The sequence below is a fragment of the Staphylococcus sp. GDY8P94P genome (assembly GCF_017892255.1).
Classification (GTDB): domain Bacteria; phylum Bacillota; class Bacilli; order Staphylococcales; family Staphylococcaceae; genus Staphylococcus; species Staphylococcus cohnii.
The window spans coordinates 327,303-346,610 of sequence record NZ_JAESKU010000008.1 but is presented as its reverse complement, the minus strand read 5'-3'; the positions used below and the strand labels follow the sequence as shown (position 1 = coordinate 346,610).

Annotated in this window: 16 protein-coding genes, 1 pseudogene and 1 riboswitch; of the genes and pseudogenes, 10 read left to right on the top strand and 7 right to left on the bottom strand. The window is 33.3% G+C overall.

Going from position 1 to position 19,308, the window contains the following annotated elements; translation table 11 throughout:
• Positions 1–30: 30 nt before the first annotated feature.
• A complete protein-coding gene (locus KA926_RS06035; protein ID WP_210143761.1) occupies positions 31–606 on the top strand; it encodes a M23 family metallopeptidase in 576 nt (191 codons plus the stop codon).
• A gap of 119 nt (positions 607–725) precedes the next feature.
• On the opposite strand, the gene KA926_RS06030 is transcribed toward KA926_RS06035, so the two are convergent.
• Both KA926_RS06030 and KA926_RS06025 read right to left on the bottom strand, forming a co-directional pair.
• The gene (locus tag KA926_RS06030) at positions 726–1,391 is read right to left on the bottom strand and encodes a DNA-3-methyladenine glycosylase family protein (protein ID WP_210143759.1); all 666 of its coding nucleotides are present in this window, start codon (positions 1,389–1,391) and stop codon (positions 726–728) included.
• A 12-nt stretch (positions 1,392–1,403) separates the two neighbouring features.
• Positions 1,404–1,757 (bottom strand): DUF488 domain-containing protein, encoded by a 354-nt coding sequence (locus KA926_RS06025; protein ID WP_210143757.1) that lies wholly within the window; start codon positions 1,755–1,757, stop codon positions 1,404–1,406.
• 133 nt (positions 1,758–1,890) lie between these two features.
• Between KA926_RS06025 and KA926_RS06020 the strand changes: the two genes are divergently transcribed.
• The 5 genes from KA926_RS06020 (at position 1,891) to KA926_RS06000 (ending at position 7,401) form a co-directional block, all read left to right on the top strand.
• Entirely contained in the window at positions 1,891–2,322 is a 432-nt protein-coding gene (locus KA926_RS06020) for a 6-carboxytetrahydropterin synthase (protein WP_210143755.1), read from the top strand.
• Between the two features lie 305 nt (positions 2,323–2,627).
• On the top strand, positions 2,628–3,671 hold the full coding sequence (locus KA926_RS06015) for a PTS sugar transporter subunit IIC (protein ID WP_210143753.1): 1,044 nt from the start codon (positions 2,628–2,630) through the stop codon (positions 3,669–3,671).
• A gap of 512 nt (positions 3,672–4,183) precedes the next feature.
• On the top strand, positions 4,184–4,924 hold the full coding sequence (locus tag KA926_RS06010) for an aggregation-promoting factor C-terminal-like domain-containing protein (RefSeq protein ID WP_210143751.1): 741 nt from the start codon (positions 4,184–4,186) through the stop codon (positions 4,922–4,924).
• 125 nt (positions 4,925–5,049) lie between these two features.
• Positions 5,050–5,162, top strand: a riboswitch (SAM riboswitch).
• Between the two features lie 62 nt (positions 5,163–5,224).
• Positions 5,225–6,388 carry an aminotransferase class I/II-fold pyridoxal phosphate-dependent enzyme gene (locus KA926_RS06005; protein WP_210143750.1) on the top strand — a complete coding sequence of 388 codons (1,164 nt, stop codon included), beginning with the start codon at positions 5,225–5,227 and terminating at the stop codon, positions 6,386–6,388.
• 14 nt (positions 6,389–6,402) lie between these two features.
• Positions 6,403–7,401, top strand: a complete 999-nt coding sequence (locus KA926_RS06000; RefSeq protein ID WP_210143749.1) for a D-lactate dehydrogenase — start codon at positions 6,403–6,405, stop codon at positions 7,399–7,401.
• 68 nt (positions 7,402–7,469) lie between these two features.
• Here KA926_RS06000 and copZ read toward each other — a convergent pair whose 3' ends face one another.
• From copZ to KA926_RS05985, 3 genes are all read right to left on the bottom strand, one after another.
• A complete protein-coding gene (copZ, locus tag KA926_RS05995; RefSeq protein ID WP_019469986.1) occupies positions 7,470–7,676 on the bottom strand; it encodes a copper chaperone CopZ in 207 nt (68 codons plus the stop codon).
• A gap of 56 nt (positions 7,677–7,732) precedes the next feature.
• Positions 7,733–10,117, bottom strand: a complete 2,385-nt coding sequence (locus KA926_RS05990; protein WP_210143748.1) for a heavy metal translocating P-type ATPase — start codon at positions 10,115–10,117, stop codon at positions 7,733–7,735.
• A 176-nt stretch (positions 10,118–10,293) separates the two neighbouring features.
• On the bottom strand, positions 10,294–11,745 hold the full coding sequence (locus tag KA926_RS05985; RefSeq protein ID WP_210143747.1) for a SulP family inorganic anion transporter: 1,452 nt from the start codon (positions 11,743–11,745) through the stop codon (positions 10,294–10,296).
• Positions 11,746–11,979: 234 nt separating this feature from the next.
• On the opposite strand from KA926_RS05985, the gene KA926_RS05980 reads away from it, so the two are divergent.
• From KA926_RS05980 to KA926_RS05970, 3 genes are all read left to right on the top strand, one after another.
• Positions 11,980–12,741: an ABC transporter ATP-binding protein gene (locus KA926_RS05980; protein ID WP_107384336.1), complete on the top strand. Its 762-nt coding sequence runs from the start codon at positions 11,980–11,982 to the stop codon at positions 12,739–12,741.
• Positions 12,731–14,617 (top strand): FtsX-like permease family protein, encoded by a 1,887-nt coding sequence (locus KA926_RS05975; protein ID WP_210143746.1) that lies wholly within the window; start codon positions 12,731–12,733, stop codon positions 14,615–14,617. The genes KA926_RS05980 and KA926_RS05975 overlap by 11 nt, the downstream gene beginning before the upstream one ends.
• 153 nt (positions 14,618–14,770) lie before the next feature.
• Positions 14,771–15,640, top strand: a complete 870-nt coding sequence (locus KA926_RS05970; RefSeq protein ID WP_210143745.1) for an SDR family oxidoreductase — start codon at positions 14,771–14,773, stop codon at positions 15,638–15,640.
• Between the two features lie 482 nt (positions 15,641–16,122).
• Here KA926_RS05970 and KA926_RS05965 read toward each other — a convergent pair whose 3' ends face one another.
• Positions 16,123–16,329 (bottom strand): hypothetical protein, encoded by a 207-nt coding sequence (locus KA926_RS05965; protein ID WP_019469992.1) that lies wholly within the window; start codon positions 16,327–16,329, stop codon positions 16,123–16,125.
• Positions 16,330–16,468: 139 nt separating this feature from the next.
• The gene (locus KA926_RS05960; protein WP_210143744.1) at positions 16,469–17,890 is read right to left on the bottom strand and encodes an SLC13 family permease; all 1,422 of its coding nucleotides are present in this window, start codon (positions 17,888–17,890) and stop codon (positions 16,469–16,471) included.
• A 153-nt stretch (positions 17,891–18,043) separates the two neighbouring features.
• On the opposite strand from KA926_RS05960, the pseudogene KA926_RS05955 reads away from it, so the two are divergent.
• Positions 18,044–19,239: pseudogene (locus KA926_RS05955) on the top strand (DUF819 family protein).
• The last annotated feature ends 69 nt before the right edge of the window (positions 19,240–19,308 follow it).

Below are 19,308 nucleotides of genomic sequence, written 5' to 3'. Positions count from 1 at the left end.
AATATCATAATTTAAAAGGTGAATCGGATAGTGAAAAATACATTTAAAACGATACTATTATTAGTTATTGTATTAGTGCCGTTAATACTTTTGTTAACAAATATAGATGCTGTACAACGATATGTAAGAGAAAATTTAGTACAACAAAATGATGGAAATAAAGATAGTGGAAAGACAGATAGAAGCATTTTTAATATAAGTAGAGAGACTGAATCTTTTGGTGATTATAAATATAATGACTTCGACGGTAAACACTATGGCATTGATTATGGCATAGCTAAAAACACGCCAGTAACTGCAGCGACAGATGGTAAAGTAACCAGAACTTTTGAAAATGATTTAGGTGGCAAAGTAGTGCAGATTATGGAAGAAGATGGTGTACATCATCAATGGTATATGCATTTAAATGAATTTAAAGTGGAACCCGGTGAAAAAGTTAAAGCTGGAAAAATCATTGCACTTTCTGGTAATACTGGTTCTCAAACTTCAGGGCCGCATCTTCATTTTCAAAGAATGAAAGGTGCCGTTGGAAATGAGTATGCGGAAAACCCTAGAAAATTTATAGAATCGTTACCTAATGGTGAAGAGAGTCTGTATAAGAAATAATTGTTGAGAAAATGTATTATTCCATTCATGCTTTATCCTAATAATGCGATGTTATCGTAGTGATAGCGTAGCGTAATATAGAATAATTTTAGTTATAATTAAAATATTAAGCCAACGTATTACCAAGATGATTCGTCTAAAAGTAAGTCAATAGAGTCGTAATTTAATAAATTTTGATGAATTGCTTCCCATAAATAAAACGCCCCATATGAAGCATATGGATGCCATCGTTTTGCACATAGAGAGAGTTGGTTTTTTCTTTCAGCGTTTGAAGTTTGGTAAAGCCATTGAGCAGCTCTCTGTAACCCCACATCCAAAATAGGCAGTATATTGTCACGCTTTAATGTAAATATTAAAAATATTTCTGATGTCCAACGACCAATACCTTTGACCTGTGTTAAAACTTGTTTTACAGTTTCATCATCTAATTCATATAAATGAGTAAAATCAAGTTTATTTTGTTCTATATGCGATACCAAATTTTGAATATAGTTTATTTTAGTTTTAGAAAGACCTATGTGTTTCATTTGTACTTCTGATAAATTTAACACCGATGCAACAGTCCATTGATTGTGGATTGCTTCCGAGAATCTTTGGAAAATTGCTGAAGCGGCAGTATTTGTAATTTGCTGTCCAATGATAGAACGAATTAACGATTTTAGCGGATTAGGACGCAGTGTTATTTCTATATTGCCAATTTGTCTTATGAGTTTTGCAAGGGTCTCGTCTTGGCGCATGAGTGTCTGGACAGGTGAATCATTTATGTCGATATGCCATTGAGCCATCATATTCACACCTTATTGTAATAATTGTTGTAGCACAACCGCTTGATTATGTTTTTCATCTTTTGCACCATAAAGCAAAATGACATCTTGTTTACTGTTAGCAACAATATCTTGTAATTCATTAAAAGCTTCTTTTTGATCGTTATTTTCACGCAATTCTTTCTCGTATTTTTCTTTAAATGCAGCGTAAAGTTGAGGGTCGTGATTAAACCATTTTCTTAAATCGGATGTTGGTGCAATGTTTTTTAGCCAATGATCTAAATTAGCTTGGTCTTTTGAGATTCCTCGTGGCCAAACGCGGTCTACAAGTATGCGTATGCCTTCTTTAAGTGGTTTTTCATAAATACGTTGTATTTGAATAGTCATAAAAAGCTCCTTTACTCATAATAATTCCAATTATTTTTCTATAGCCTAAAATGTAATATTAAAAACATTAGAACTCATATATTTTAACTTAAGGGGTATAAATAAATATAATATTGAAAAAGGAGATATTAATATGACAAATTTTGATCAAGTTCAACCACCTGAACAATTTAAATATCGTAGTAATGCAGTACTTATTAAAAATTATTATGAATTTACTTGTGATAATCGAATATATTTTAGTCAAACAGCGCACAAAGACTTAGCCAATCAACACTATAAGTTCAATATTGAAATTTTATCTAAAATAAACGATACTGGATTGGCATTAGATTTTAATGAAGTCGATAAAATATATAATAAACAAATCGCAATTTATTTGGATGGTCAACTTGTTAATGAAACATTACCATCTATGAATACAACAGCCGAAAACATTGCCTTTTGGATATGGGAACAATTTGAGCAACACTTACCAGAAGAAAACACACTTCAAAAACTAGAATTTTTTGAGAATGCAACGCAAGGTCTCGTATTGACGCGTGAATTAATGGAAGCAAAATAAAATGTTTTTAACAATATGATTTAACAAACACGACGTGTGTATTGGAACATAACAATTACTTTCGACATTATCGCTAAATATTATTTTAAAAAGCAATGACAGTCTACGGATAGACAAGTTCATTAAAAAGCAATGGACGTCTATCTGTTTTTTTGTGCCATTTTTGGGTTTAGTGGACATAGGAATGAATTGGAAATTGTAACGATATGATTAACTGTATTTTTATATAGAATGTACAAAAATAAATATTCTGAAAATTGCGATAATGTGATATATTTTATTTATCACAACATAGGAGGCACACAATGATCAAAGTAAGTCCGAAACAATTTATTAATAATGTATTATCTGGCGTAGCAATTGCAATTGTTGCTGGGCTCATACCTAATGCTATTTTAGGTGAGATATTTAAACTTTTAGCGCCGAAATATGCCGTTTTTGAATCTTTATTACAGGTTGTTTTAGGTATTCAATTTACAGTTCCGCTATTGGTAGGAGCTTTGATTGCGATGCGCTTTAGTTTAACGCCTTTAGCGACAGCTGTAGTTGCTAGTTCGGCTTTTGTCGGAAGTGGTGTGGCACAATTTAAAGATGGCGTGTGGGTACTTGCCGGCGTGGGAGACTTGATTAATACAATGATAACAGCAGCAGTTGCGGTATTTTTAATATTGGTAATCGGTGAACGTTTTGGTAGTCTGACATTGATTATTTTACCGACAATCGTTGGTGTTATTTCAGGTTTGATTGGTTTGACGTTATTGCCATACATACAATTAATTACGACTGGTATTGGTAACTTAGTTAATACATTTACAGAATTACAACCCATAATTATGTCAATGCTTATTGCACTTGTCTTTAGTTTTATAATTATTTCACCAATTTCTACCGTGGCGACAGCACTAGCCATTGGTATTAGTGGTTTAGCAGCAGGTTCAGCCTCATTAGGCATTGTAGCATGTGAAGGTGTTCTCGTCGCAGGTACGATGAAAATAAACAGATCAGGCGTACCTATTACAATATTTTTGGGTGGTGTTAAAATGATGATTCCCAATATGGTTCGGCACCCTATTATTTTATTACCCATCTTCACCAATGCGATTATCACTGGATTTTTTGGCGCGTTGTTAGGTATTGCTGGTACCAAAGAATCTGCTGGTTTTGGTATTATTGGGTTGGTAGGTCCCATCAGCGCATTTAAACATATGGAAGCCCCATTACTACTTAATCTATTATATGTATTTATCGCATTTTTTGTCGTTCCGTTTATGATAGGTTTCTTAATTCATATATTCTATATGAAAGTTTTGAAATTATATGATAAAGAAGTATTTAAGTTCCTAGCATAAAATAAGTGAAGATATAGATTTGCTTATTGTAATATATTAAAAATGCGCATTATCAATATATAAGTGAAAAGATTAAAAAGGCCTCAAATCAAAGGCCTTTTTAATTTTGCACAAAATAATTTGCAAGTATGACCCCAATATATAAAAAATGTATCGAAATATATTGTTACAGTTATGTAACAATAAGGTTGTTTGTAATTTTTCAGACTATATAAAAAATGAAGCAAATCAAGAGATAACATTCTTTTATATCAATAATTATAAATAATAAAAACAAAATTGATTATTTGAGAATGTTGTATAAAGCAATTACAAAAGATTGCAATGTTACAAATCAGAACAATTTTTGTAAAGTTTTGTTATGTAAGTGTAATATGATTGATAAAAATATATGGTATATTAACTATGGTCAAAAAACAAAACATAAAATTTAAAGAATTTTAGCAAATACGACAAAAAAATTATCGAAAATATATTTTATTAAAAATTAAATTTGGAGGATTTATTTTATTATGAAAAAATCAATTTTAGCATCATCATTAGCAGTAGCATTAGGCGTAACAGGATATGCAGCAGCATCTGACAACAATCAAGCTCACGCTTCAGAACAAAACATCGACAAAGCACATTTAGCAGAATTAGCATTAAATGGTTCAGCTGAATTAGATCAAAAACCATTACACGCTGGTGCATATAACTACAATTTTGTACTAGATGGTAACGAGTTTACATTCACATCTGACGGTAACACATGGTCATGGGAATACCATGCAGTTGGTGCGCAAGCTTCAACACCTAACACTACACAAGATGTAAGTTCAGAAGTAAGTGTCAACACAAATGAAAAATCAGCAAGTGACGTACGTTCACAACAATCATATACTGCTCCAGCAGCAGTAGAAGCACCAAAAGCTTCAGCAACTACAAATGTTAAAACAGCACAAACAAGTGCAGCTACACAAACATATAAAACAGCTCAAGTATCTGCGGCTTCAACTGGTGGATCAGTTAAAGCACAATTCTTAGCTGCTGGTGGATCAGAAGCTATGTGGAATTCAATTGTAATGCCTGAATCAAGTGGTAATCCAAATGCGGTTAACCCAGCAGGATATAGAGGCTTAGGTCAAACTAAGGAATCATGGGGTACTGGTTCAGTAGCTGATCAAACTAAAGGTATGTTAAACTACGCTAAACAACGTTACGGTTCTGAAGCAGCAGCGTTAGAATTCCGTAAAAGCCACGGTTGGTGGTAAAATCTATAGCACTGAAGGTGTTGTGTTTGGTGATATAGATAAGAGTGACTCGCTTGAGGCACTCTTTTTTTATATTGACATGTTAGAATATTCTGATAAAATTAATATTAATTTAATTATAAAGTGACTTATCCAGAGAAGTGGAGGGACTTGACCCGTTGAGACTTCAGCAACAGACTTATCTATTATCATAAGTACTGTGCTACATTCAACAAGTGAAATACTTGATAGATAAGTGTCATGTGAGAGCTATATGTCACTTATGAGGCATATAGTTTTTTATTTTAAGGAGGACTTTTAATGGTAATATCAGATCGGTTATCACAAATTCCGGATAGTTACTTTGGTAAAACGATGGGACGTAAAATAGAGCCCGGGCCATTACCGTTGATTAATATGGCCGTAGGTATACCTGATGGCGCAACGCCTAAAGGTATCCTTGATTGTTACGCAGAAGCCATCTATAAACCTGAAAATCAAAAATATGTCGCTTTTCATGGGAAAGAAACATTTAAACAAGCAATCGTCGATTTTTATAAAAGACAATATGATGTTGAATTAGATAAAGATGAAGAAGTCTGTATTCTATATGGTACGAAAAACGGCTTAGTCGCTTTGCCTACATGTATCGTTAATCCGGGTGAAAATGTGCTGCTTCCCGATCCAGGTTATACAGATTATTTAGCAGGTGTATTGTTGGCAGATGCTAAGCCACAACCACTTGTGTTAAAGCCACCTTATTATTTACCACAATGGCATATGATAGATAAAGACGTCTTATTAAATACACGCTTAGTTTATCTAACTTATCCAAATAACCCTACAGGTTCAGTTGCTACAAAAGATGTATTTGATAAAGCAATTGCACAATTTCAAGGCACAAAAACTAAAATTGTTCATGATTTTGCCTACAGTGCATTTGGCTTTGATTATAAAAATCCAAGTATTTTACAATCAAAGGGTGCTAAAGACTTAGCAATAGAAGTGTTTTCTTTATCAAAAGGATATAATATGTCAGGTTTTAGAGTTGGTTTTGCTGTAGGGAATAAAGATATGATACAAGCATTGAAAAAATATCAAACACATACGCATGCTGGTATGTTTGGTGCACTGCAAGATGCGGCTACATTTGCTTTAAATCATTATGATGATTTCCTTGTGAGTCAAAATGAAATATTTAAAGTCCGAAGAGATAAGTTTACAGCTAAATTGAATGAAGCAGGTATCCCTTTTGAACCGATGAATGGTGGCATATTTTTATGGTTAAAAACACCTAAACATTATGATGGTGAAACGTTTGAAACATATTTATTAAAAGAAAAGTCCATTTTAGTTGCGCCAGGTATTCCATTTGGTGAACATGGGCAGAACTATGTACGTATTTCATTAGCAGTGGATGATGATAGCTTAATGGAAGCGGCAGAGCGCATTCAATCATTAAAACATTTATATGAAGCAGAATAGGAGTGAAATGATCAATGAAAAGCATTAAACTTTTTGGTGTCAGAGAAGAAGATATCCCTTTTATTAATGAATGGTCAGAAAAAAATCAGGTGAAAGTAGATTTAGATAGTGACATATTATCTTTGGAAACAGTAGATCGTGTTAAAGGTTTTGATGGGGTATCGTTGTCACAACAAATTGAATTAGATGAAGTAGTTTATCAGAAATTACATGATTATGGTATTAAGCAAATTGCTCAGAGAAGTGCTGGCTTTGATAGTTATAATCTTGAGTTAGCTAAGCAATATGAACTAGTTATAACCAATGTACCTTCTTATTCTCCGCATTCTATCGCTGAATATACTGTGTCTCAAGCATTAAATTTAATTAGAAATTTTAATGATATACAAAATAAAACTGCAGCATATGATTTTAGATGGCAACCGAGTATTTTGTCACGTTCTATAAAAGATTTAAAAGTTGCAGTTATTGGTACAGGTCGTATTGGTTCTATTGTAGGTAAGATTTTTGCAGAAGGTTTTGGTTCAGAAGTAGTAGCATATGATATTGAACCTCAAGTCTCATGTGAAGCGTATTTAACATATAAAGAAAGTATGAGTGAGGCGATTAAAGATGCAGATATTGTAACTGTACATATTCCAGCGACAAAGGAAAATACATATTTGTTTAATGAGGCAGTATTTACAGAAATGAAAACAGGTGCCGTGTTTATTAATTGTGCGCGCGGTACGATTGTTGATACAAAAGCCCTTATAGATGCATTAAATAGTGGAAAAATAATAGGTGCAGCATTAGATACTTATGAAGGTGAGAAAGGGTTATTCCCAAGTGATCAACGCAATACACAATTAGATGATGCAATATTAGTTGAATTGATAGAACGACAAGATGTCATTCTATCTCCACATATTGCTTTTTATACAGATGCAGCTGTAAAAAATCTTATTGTAGATGCGCTAGATGCAACATTAGAGGTAATATATACTGGTGATAGTAAGCTTCGTGTTAATTAAATATGTAATATAAAAATAGGGCTAAGACGTTTGATTTCGTCTCAGCCCTCATTTTTTGAATGTGCAGGTTATTTAGCATCATAGCCTTGATCTTCGATAGCATCTTTCATACTTGTCATTGTAACTTTATTATCGTCAAAATCAACTTCAACATTACCAGCATCAAGGTTCACATCAGCCGTTGATACGCCATCTAGATTTGTAAGTGCAGATTCTACTGCATGTTTACAATGATCACAGCTCATGCCATCAACTTTAATTGTTTCTGTTGCCATAGGAATCACCTCCTTAAATCAAGGATGTTTATTATTATTATTATTACAAAGTTGCGTTATAATTTCATTCGTTTCAATCTGAGAGAATTTGTTACCACACTTACTGAGCTTAATGCCATTGCTGCGCCAGCTACCCAAGGTGCAAGTAAACCTAAAGCTGCGATAGGAATACCAGCAACGTTATAGCCGAATGCCCAAAATAAGTTTTGTCTGATATTACTTATCGTTGAATTACTAGCTTTGATTGCTTTAGGAATTAATAATAATTCTCCACCTAAAATTGTAACATCAGCTGCCTCTATTGCTACTTCTGTACCTGTTCCAATAGCAATACCGATATCAGCTTGAACAAGCGCCGGTGCGTCATTAACGCCATCTCCAACCATAGCAACAATTTTATCATTATCCTGAAGTTCTTTGATTTTTGAAGCTTTTTCTTCTGGTAATACTTCTGCAATTACAGCGTCTATACCTACTTGTTTCGCAATTGCTTGTGCTGTTCGCGCGTTATCTCCTGTAAGCATTGTTACGGAAATACCTAATTCGTGCAATTGTTGAATCGCTTCATTGGCAGAATCTTTGACTGTATCAGCGACGGCAATCACACCTTGTAGTGTTTGATTAATAGCAATGAGCATTGCCGTTTTACCTTCGTATTCATATTTGACTAAATTATCTTCATACTTTGAAACATCAATATGAGCATCTTTCATGAATTTACGTGTGCCGACCAATACGTCTTGGTTATGGATCATTGCTTGAATTCCGTGTCCTGGCACTGCTTCAAATGATGCTGTTTCTAATAAATTGATACCTTTATCATTTGCATAACTGACGATTGCTTCAGCTAGTGGATGTTCAGAATCTTTTTCTGCACTCGCTAAAAGTTGTAGTGTTTCATCATTACCATCAAAGTCCGTCACAATTGGTTTACCGTTTGTGATGGTTCCTGTTTTATCAAGAACGACTGTATCAATTTGGTGTGTACGTTCAATGTGCTCGCCACCTTTAAATAAAATACCATTTTCAGCAGCCTTGCCAGTACCTACCATAATTGAAGTAGGTGTTGCGAGACCTAATGCACATGGACAAGCTATCACTAATACAGCGATTGCTGCTACAAGTGCAGGTTCGAATTGACCAGTTTGAACAAAAGCAATCCAAATGATAAATGTGAGTATAGCAATACCTACGACAATAGGGACAAAGTAGCCAGAAATCGTATCAGCTAAACGCTGTATAGGTGCTTTAGAACCTTGAGCATCTTCAACTACTTTAATAATAGAAGATAATGCAGTGTCTTTTCCTACTTTCGTTGCTTCTATTGTAATGGTACCATTTTTATTCATCGTTGATCCTATCACATTATCGTTTACTGTTTTTTCAACAGGGATAGATTCACCAGTTAACATAGATTCGTCTATCGCAGTCATACCTTTGATTATATGTCCATCTACTGGTATTTTTTCTCCTGGTTTTACTTGTATATAATCTCCGACAACAACTTCACTTAGTGGCACCATTTGTTCTTTGCCATTTCTGATTATGCGTGCTTCTTTTGCTTGTAAACTTAACAATTCACTTAAAGCATTTGTAGTTTGTGTTTTGGCACGGCTTTCTAAATATTTACCGAATAAGATAAGTGTTATTAATACAGCGCTCGTTTCAAAATACAGATGAGGTGTATCATTTGTATGGTTCAACCATTTTATCATTTCATAAATACTATAAAAGAATGCGGCACTCGTACCTAACGTGACTAATACATCCATATTGGCTGAACCATTTCGCAGATTTTTATAAGCACCTACATAGAACTGCCAACCAATAATAAATTGAACAGGTGTAGCTAATATGAATTGAAACCAAGGATTCATTAAGAAACTAGGTAATGGTAGTCCGAATAAATGGATAAACATCGTCAATAATAAAGGTAAAGAAAGTATGGCTGAAACAATTAATTTGTTTCGTTTTCCTTTTAACTCTTGTGCTTTTCGTGAATTTTTTTCTGAAGGGGCCGCTTTGGTTTTTGCATCATAGCCGATGTTTTGTATTTTTTTTATCAATTCATCTATAGATGTCATTTCTGGATTATAATTAATCGTTGCATTTTCGGTTGTGAGGTTGACGTTTGCTTGTTCAACACCGTCAGTGCGGTTAAGTACTTTTTCAATACGATTTGAACATGCGGCGCAAGTCATACCAATGACATCTAAATCAGCTTTTTCAGTGACAACATCATAACCTGTATCTTTAATTTTTTGAGTTAAAGCATCTAGTGAAGTATTATCTGAATTATATTCAATCGTTGCTTTCTCAGTTGTAACATTGACATTTGCTTTGACATCTTCCATTTTATTTAAATTCTTTTCGATGCGGTTCGCACATGCAGCACAAGTCATGCCTATAATGCCTAATGTCGTTTTTTTGTTGTTATCCATCTCAGTGAATGCCTCCTTTTGCTTCATAGATTTATAATGAATCGTTATTTGTATGTCATCTGTTAAATTTAATATACCCCCTATAGGTATGAAAGTCAATGTGTTTGTTTGGAATAAAATAAGCTAACATCAGTATGTATGTAACAAGTGATGTTAGCTTATGATTTAAATCAAAGTTATATTAGATGATGCTGATTAACTTTGCTGAGTTCAGAAACAATTTTACGGCTGTCTTTATTAAGATGTTGTACATAAATCATATTGTTTTTCTTTTTATAATTTTCTATCAAGGTATCTACTGCATTGACAGCTGAATCATCCCATAAATGTGCTTGGCTAAAATCGAGATAAATTGTTTTATCTCTTATTTCTAAATCTAATTGGTTCATTAAGGAATCGATAGATACAAAGAAAATTTGACCTTCAATTTTATAATAGATGTGATGATCGCGTTCCTCATATTGAGCAGAGACGTTGGATATCTTTGTAGCAAAACATAATGCACTGACAATAACGCCAACGATGACGCCGAGCGCTAGGTTACTTGTGAACAATACGATAACTACCGTTAGCATCATCACAAATGCATCAGAACGTGGGGCTTTTTGTATAAATTTAAATGATTGCCAATTAAATGTACCTACAGAAACCATCACCATGATGCCGGCCAAAATTGGCATTGGAATTTCAACAACCCAGTCACCAAAGACCATAATCAAGATGATTAAAAACACACCCGCTGTAAATGTGGAAAGGCGTGTGGTTGCACCTGAACGCACATTAATAACCGACTGCCCAATCATAGCACAACCACCCATTGCACCAAAAAAGCCTGTGATAAAGTTTGCGATACCTTGTCCACGAGCTTCTTGGTTTTTGTTACTATAACTATCAGTCGCTTGATCGACGATGCGTGACGTTAATAAACTTTCTACAAGACCTACAATTGCCATTGATATGGAATAAGGAAATATAATTTTAAAAGTTTCCATGTTAAATGGTACATCAGGGATTAATAAATGCGGTAAACTTTTTTTGATTTCGCCTAAATCTCCAACTGTTTTAACATCTACACCAGTAACTAAATAGACGATCGTTAATACGACGATAGCAATTAATGGTGCAGGTATACGATTGAATACACGAGGTAATAAATAAATAATTAATAATGTGATGATTACAAATAAATATGTAGGTAATGAAATACCAAAGATATGTTTAAGTTGTGTCATAAATATCATTATAGCTAGTGCATTCACAAACCCAATCATCACAGAGTTTGGAATGAATTTCATCAGTCTACCTATTTTTAATAGACCAAAGATGATTTGAATGATGCCCATTAAAATGGTTGCAGCAAGTAAATATTGTATACCATGATCGCGTACTAATGGCACAATGACTAAAGCGACAGCACCTGTAGCAGCGGATATCATTGCGGGTCTACCTCCAACAAATGAAATGACGACAGCGATGATAAATGATGCATATAAACCGACCATTGGATCTACCCCTGCAATAATAGAGAATGAAATTGCTTCAGGAATTAATGCAAGTGCTACAACAATGCCTGCTAATATATTTGTTCCTGGTGCAGTGAGCCATTCTCTCTTTAATTTATTTAGCATAATTTGTGCTCCTTTATTAAAAGTCAATTTTAATAGTATAGCACATAGCATAAAAAAAGTTTATAGTACTTTATGACAAAAAAATTCAAAAATTATAATTTATTACGAAATAAAAATGTGACAGTTTTGTTATTTGAAATGATGTATTTGTTAGTAAAATCAAACGAGGAAATTAAATAAATTCGCTATGATAAAAATATAAATAAAAGTAAAGTGATTGAAGGAGTGTAATACATGTCTATTCTAAAAGTTGAAGGATTAACGAAAAATTATGGCAATAAACATAGAAAGCAAGAAGTACTAAAAGGTATAGATTTTACAATTGAAAAAGGTGAATTTGTAACAATCATGGGACCATCAGGTTCTGGTAAAACGACATTACTTAATGTGATCAGTTCCATTGATTATATAACGAGTGGTACAGTGGAAATTAATGGTCATCAAATTAATAAAATGAGTAATAAAGCATTAGCAGACTTCCGTAAAAAAGAAATAGGTTTTATTTTCCAAAATTATAGTGTACTTAATACATTAACTGTTAAAGAAAATATTATGTTACCACTATCTATTCAAAAATTATCTAAACAAGAAAAAGAACAAAATTATGATGAAGTCACTCAAGCATTAGGTATTAGTGAATTGGGTCATAAATATCCAAATGAAATATCTGGAGGACAACAACAACGTACTGCTGCAGCAAGAGCTTCAGTACATAAACCAGCTATTATTTTTGCAGATGAACCAACAGGTGCGTTAGATTCAAAAAGTGCACAAGATCTATTGAATCGTTTGGAAGAGTTAAACCAAAAAACAAATGCTACTATCGTTATGGTCACACACGATCCTGTTGCAGCAAGTTATTCAAATCGTGTCATTATGCTGAAAGATGGGGATATACATTCTGAAATATACCAAGGTGAGGATAGCAATCAAGCATTTTATAAAAATATCATTCACATGCAAACTGCCTTAGGTGGTGTGACAAATGAATTTTAATCAAATCGTCATCAAGAATTTAAGGAAAAATATTAGACATTATGCCATGTATTTATTTTCTTTAATTGTCAGTATCGTTTTATATTTTAGTTTTGTAACTTTAAAATACACCGACAGTATTAATAATGAACAATCATTAAAGACAATTCAAAAAGGTTCAGAAATTGGTGCAGTATTTTTATTCTTTATTATTGTTATATTTTTAATGTATGCGAATCAACTTTTTATTAAACGTAGAACCAGTGAATTTGCACTGTATCAATTGATTGGTTTAACAAGAAATAACATCATGAGAATGTTAGCCATTGAGCAAGCGATGATGCTGTTATTAACGAGTGTGATTGGTATGCTTATAGGTATATTTGGTTCGAAATTACTGTTGATGATTGTGCTCAAAGTATTAGACATTAATATGAGCGTATCATTAGCGTTTCAATTGCCAGCTGTAATGCAAACGTTGATGCTTATTGTTGTGTCATTTGTACTCATACTAATACAAAGTTTTATATTTTTACGTAAACGCAGTATTTTAATGATGATGAATGACAATGCACGCACGGAAGCAACCAAGTCTCAAATTACTATGATGGAAATTATTTTTGGTGTATTAGGTATTGTGATGATTGGTATTGGCTATTATATCTCTACAGAAATGTTTGGGAAGTTCATCAATATGATCATCTATTCACCATTTATCATTTTATTGTTAACGGTATTAGGTGCATATTTATTTTTCCGCAGTTCTGTTTCACTTATATTTAAAACGTTAAAACGTTCAAAAAGAGGTAACGTGTCAATCACTGATGTAGTGTTTACATCATCTATCATGCATAGAATGAAGAAAAATGCATTATCATTAACAATTATTGCAACTATTTCAGCAGTAACCGTAACAGTATTATGCTTTGGTGCGATTAGTAAATCAACGATGAATGAAAATACAGAGTTAATGGCACCGCATGATTTAAATTTTACAGATAGTAAACAAGCAAAACAATTTGAAAGTAAATTAAAACAAGCAGATATAGATGTGACAAAAGATTATAAAGAAGTAGTGCGTGGTGACATATTAAAAGATCAAGTATTTCAAAAATCCAATATGGGGCGCATGGATAGCTTATTTGTAACGAGTAACCAATACTTTAACGATAAAGCAGTGACTGGAAATAAAGCGAAATTGATTAATTTAGCAGCCGGTAATGGAATAGTAAAATATGACTTAAATAAAGAGATTCAGTTGAAGAATAGAGATAAAGAAACATTTAAGGTAATTGGTGATAGTAGCAAAGCGACATTTATGAGTGAAATAAGTTATGGCGGTCCTGTATTACTCGTGAGCTCTGACAAATATGAGGAAATTAAACAGGGTAGTAATGAGACGAATAAGCAATATGGTTATGATTTGAAACATCATACAGATTTGACTAAAGCAACGAAAATTGCACAATCGATTGAACCAAGCATCCAATCACAAGGTATGATAAAGCAGGAAATGAACGAGAGTGTCGGTATTTTATTATTTGTAACTTCATTTTTAGGTTTAGCATTTTTAGTAGCAGCAGGATGTATCATCTATATTAAACAAATGGACGAAACTGAAGATGAAATACCGAGTTTTCGTATTTTAAGAAAAATTGGTTATACGCATCAAGATATGTTGAAAGGACTAGGCTTAAAAGTTATTTTCAACTTTGGCTTACCTTTAGTTGTATCACTGATGCATGCATATTTTGCAGCAAAAGCTTTTATGGGACTCTATAATGCAACGAGTATGACACCTGTTTATATTGTTATGATTGTATATTCAATTGTGTATTGTATATTTGCAATTATGTCTTTTATACATTCAAGTCGAATAGTAAAACACTCAATTTAAACAATATAAAATTTAATAAATCATTTTAAATAAAATGCTGTGGATTAAGTTATGAACATATGACGTTATTCACAGCATTTTTTAAATATGTTTGTTGTTGTCTATTTGTGGTATGTAGTACACGATAGAATTATTACACATGGGGGTATAATGATGAATTTATTAGAATTTCATAAGCAAATTAAAGGATATACACAAAATAAACAACCAGGTATCCAAAAAGATATGGATCCACAACCTATAACGGAAATGGAAGGATATAAAAGTGGTGGCAAATTAACAGGTAAAGTTGCTCTAATTACTGGTGGTGATTCTGGTATTGGACGTTCTGTAGCGATGTTATTTGCAAAAGAAGGGGCGAACGTTGCCATTGGTTACTATGATGAACATGAAGATGCTCAAAAAGTAGTGGATGATTTGAGAGAGATAGGCGTGAAAGCTAAAGCTTATGCACATGATTTAAAGGTAGTATCAGAATCTCAAAAATTAATTGATCAAGTGGTTAAAGATTTTGATGGCTTAAATATTTTAGTGAATAATGGAGGTGTTCAATTTCCGCAAGATAGTTTTCAAGAAATTACGCCAGAGCAAGTGAAAGAAACGTTTGAAACTAATATTTTTGGCATGATGTTTTTATCTCAAGCAGCAGCGACTCATTTAAAAAACGGCGATGCCATTATCAATACTACTAGTGTTACCGCTTATAGAGGATCAGCGCATCTCATAGATTATTCAGCAACTAAAGGGGCAATCGTTGCGTTTACGAGATCATTAGCGACGAGTCTGATAGAACAAGGCGTACGCGTAAATGCTGTTGCACCTGGCCCTATATATACACCTTTAATACCTGCTACATTTTCAGATGAAAAAGTAGCACATCAAGGTGGAGAAACACCTATGGGTCGTCGTGGACAACCTGCAGAACTTGCACCATCATACGTATTTTTAGCGTCTTATGCAGATAGTTCTTACATTACAGGACAAGTCATTCATGTAAATGGTGGTGATTATATTACTTCTTAAGCATAGTTGGCATCTTAGCTATGATGGTTTAACGTAATAATATATTTTTCTATAACATTGATTGCAAAGCTTACACCATTAAATTAGTGATGCATGTATGACGTTTTCTCTTTTAACAAAATTGAAAATATGTAATTAGGCATGATCATTTGATATTCCATAAAGATATACACTTTGATAGTGCTTTCTAGTTATTTTAATAAAAAACACTTTCATATAAATTCATTTAATAACATGAATTTAATGAAAGTGTTTCGTTATATTTTATAGTGATTGTAAAACCATATGAAAAATGAAAGTAGTTTTGCAATATGTGTAAAGTCTTTTAAAGTTGAGCGTGAATTGTTCATATGATATTTAACATAGAATGTTTTGATCTAGTCATGTTTTGAAAGTTGATAGACTACACGAGTAGATAAATCTAAAAACATTCCTTTTATTTATAACTAAGGTATCAAGTTTGATGCATACGTTCTAAACTGCTAAAAGAAATCTGAAGGAATGAAGTCATCGACATTTATATTTTTCAAAGAGTCAAAGTTAACATTTTCAATATTTTGTAGTATTTCTCCTTCTTTAAATTGTTGATAATAATTTGTAGTTTCTGCTACGATATCGTGATCTTGAAATGTTTTTACAACACCTAAAATCAAGAGGACAGCTATTGCACCTTTGATGATTGTTTTCATAAGTAATGACTCCTTTTAATGATAATACATATATTATATATGAAAATTCAGACTGTGACATGCGTCCATAGTATTTATATATCATCGTACCTTAGTTGTATACGACGTGCTTATGAAAATATATAATTATCGACTGTAATTAGAGACCAAAAGCAATCGGTAACCAGAAATAAACAAATAATGATATAACAATAATAGTGAATAAATTTAATATAAATCCAGCTTTTACCATATCTTTCATTTCTAATTCATCAGAACTGAATACAGCTGCATTTGGTGGTGTTGAAATGGGCAACATGAAAGCACAAGTCGAAGATACTGCAACGATACCCATAATTATGAAAGGGTCTTGGCTGATAGCTGCAGCAAAACCAATACTGATTGGCATTAACATATTTGAAACAGCTGTATTAGACATCACTTCAGTAAGGAATAAGATGCCAGTTGTAAGCACGATAACAATTAAAATGAGGGGTAAAGGTTTTACAACACCCAGCATACCTCCAAACCATTTTGTTAAACCAGAGTCTTCAAAAGCAGCAGCTAATGAAAGGCCTCCACCAAACAATAGTAAAATACCCCAAGGGAGTTTGCTCATATCATCCCAAATAAGTAATCCACCTTTGTGAGACTTAGCAGGAATTAAAAATAAGAGCACTGCGCCTGTCATTGAAATAATGGTATCAGATAAGTGAAGACTAGCTGGAAGAAGACTACCACAGATCCATAAGACACTGACAAATAGAAATACAACACCAGTTAATTTTTCTTCTAAACTCATGGGTCCTAAATCACGTAATGATTTTTTGGCAAAGTCAGAAGAAATTTTATCTGCATCTTCAATTTTAAAGAGCCATTTTGTCATTAACAAGTATAATATGATAAGCAATATAATTGTTAAAGGTAAAGCGAAAATCATCCATTGTGCAAAAGAAACTGTTCTATTTAAGCTTGAAGCAGCGATTGCTGCAAACACTGCATTTGGTACTGAACCAATTAAAGTTGCGAGACCACCAATAGAAGCGGAATAAGCGACTGTAAGCAATAATGCTTTACTGAATTTATGTGCTGACTCTGGTTTTAAAAATTGTGCGCTTTGAATTTCATGTATTAAAGCTAATGCAATAGGTAGCATCATTAAAGCTGTTGCAGCATTAGAAATCCACATCGATATAAATGCTGTTGCAATCATGGTACCTAAAATAATACGATTGCTATTAGATCCCATCATAGCAATAATCGTCATTGCAATACGTTTATGTAAGTTCCATTTTTCAATTGCCAAAGCAATGATGAAACCACCCATATACATAAAGACTATCGGATCAGCATAAGCGCTTGCAGCCACTTGCTCATCTGTTCCACCACTTAAAGGTAATAAAATGAGTGGAATGAGTGACGTTGCTGGGATAGGAATCGCTTCTGTAATCCACCATGTGGCAACAAATAGTGTTACAGCAAGTACAGCCCTAGGAGCGTCATCTAGACCAGTAAGTCCAGGAATAAAATAAAATATCAAGAAAAGCAACGGTCCTAGGATCAAACCAATTTTTTGTTTCATAAAAAATCCCCCTTGTTTGTACCCTTGCATTAGTTAGAATATCAATTTGGAAAAGTAATGACAATTTATTTTTCAGAAAATTGTAAAAAAAGAGTGGTTTATTGTTAGAATAAGTTTAAACTTGTGCATTTAAGATATAAAGGGAGTGATTTTATGATATTGGGGACACTGGTAGGTAAAGATGATACATGGGTATTATGGGCAATTATTATAGTGTGGGCCACAGTAAGTATCTTTTTAGAACAACGCTATCAATGGGCAAGTACGATATCAGGGGCGATTATTGCACTGGTAGGCGCGATGATACTTTCTAACTTTAAAGTTATACCGACGAGTGCGCCAGTTTATGATACGGTGTGGGATTATATTGTTCCTTTATCTATACCATTACTACTTTTTAGTTCGAATATATTAAAAATTTGGAAAGAAAGTCGACGATTGTTGTTTATTTTTTTAATTGCATCAGTAGGGACCATGATTGGAACAACTGTAGCTTTTATCATATTAAATCATTCAGTACCTTATTTATCTAAAATAGGTGCAATGATGACCGGAAGCTACATTGGTGGCGGCGTAAATTTTGCTGCTTTGAGTTCCAAATTAAAAACACCTGGAGAAATGGTTTCATCCACAGTTGTCGCAGACAATAGTGTAATGGCATTATATTTTCTGCTATTAATTGCGATTCCATCGATACCGTTTATTAAAAACACTTTAATACACATTATAAAAGTGATCATTCACCAGCATCGCAAGCATCATTTTGGCAACCTAAAAAAATTCAATTATTAGATATTGCATTTTCAATCGCTGCAGCAATCGCAATCGTTGCGATCAGTTTTAAACTTTCTGAATTCATACAACAAGTCGTACCTCAAAGTAATTTGGTCTTAACTATACTTGTGTCATTTTTTGGAGATTTCTATCTTTTGCTTACAACTTTAACACTTGTCATTGTTGCCATTTGGGGAGATTTCTTTGAAAAGTTAGCAGGTGCTTCTGAAATTGGAACATTTTTAATTTATATTTTCTTTGTTGTCATAGGTACACCGGCTTCATTTGTTACGATTGTTAAAACGGCACCGCTGTTGTTTATCTTTGTAATGATTATTTTAATATTTAACTTAGGGCTAAGCTTGTTGTTAGGCAAGTTGTTAAAATTCAATATAGAAGAGATATTATTAGCAAGTAATGCAACCGCTGGAGGGCCCACTACTGCAGCAGCATTAGCGATAGGTAAAGGTTGGACTGATTTAGTCGGACCTATATTAATTGTAGGCACATTAGGTTATGTGATTGGTAATTATGCTGGAACGTTAATGTACCAATGGCTTTCTTATATCGCTTAGTGAAAAGGCATTTATTTAGAAATATCACGACGAAATGATATAGTTAATCTGATAAATTAGTGAAGACGA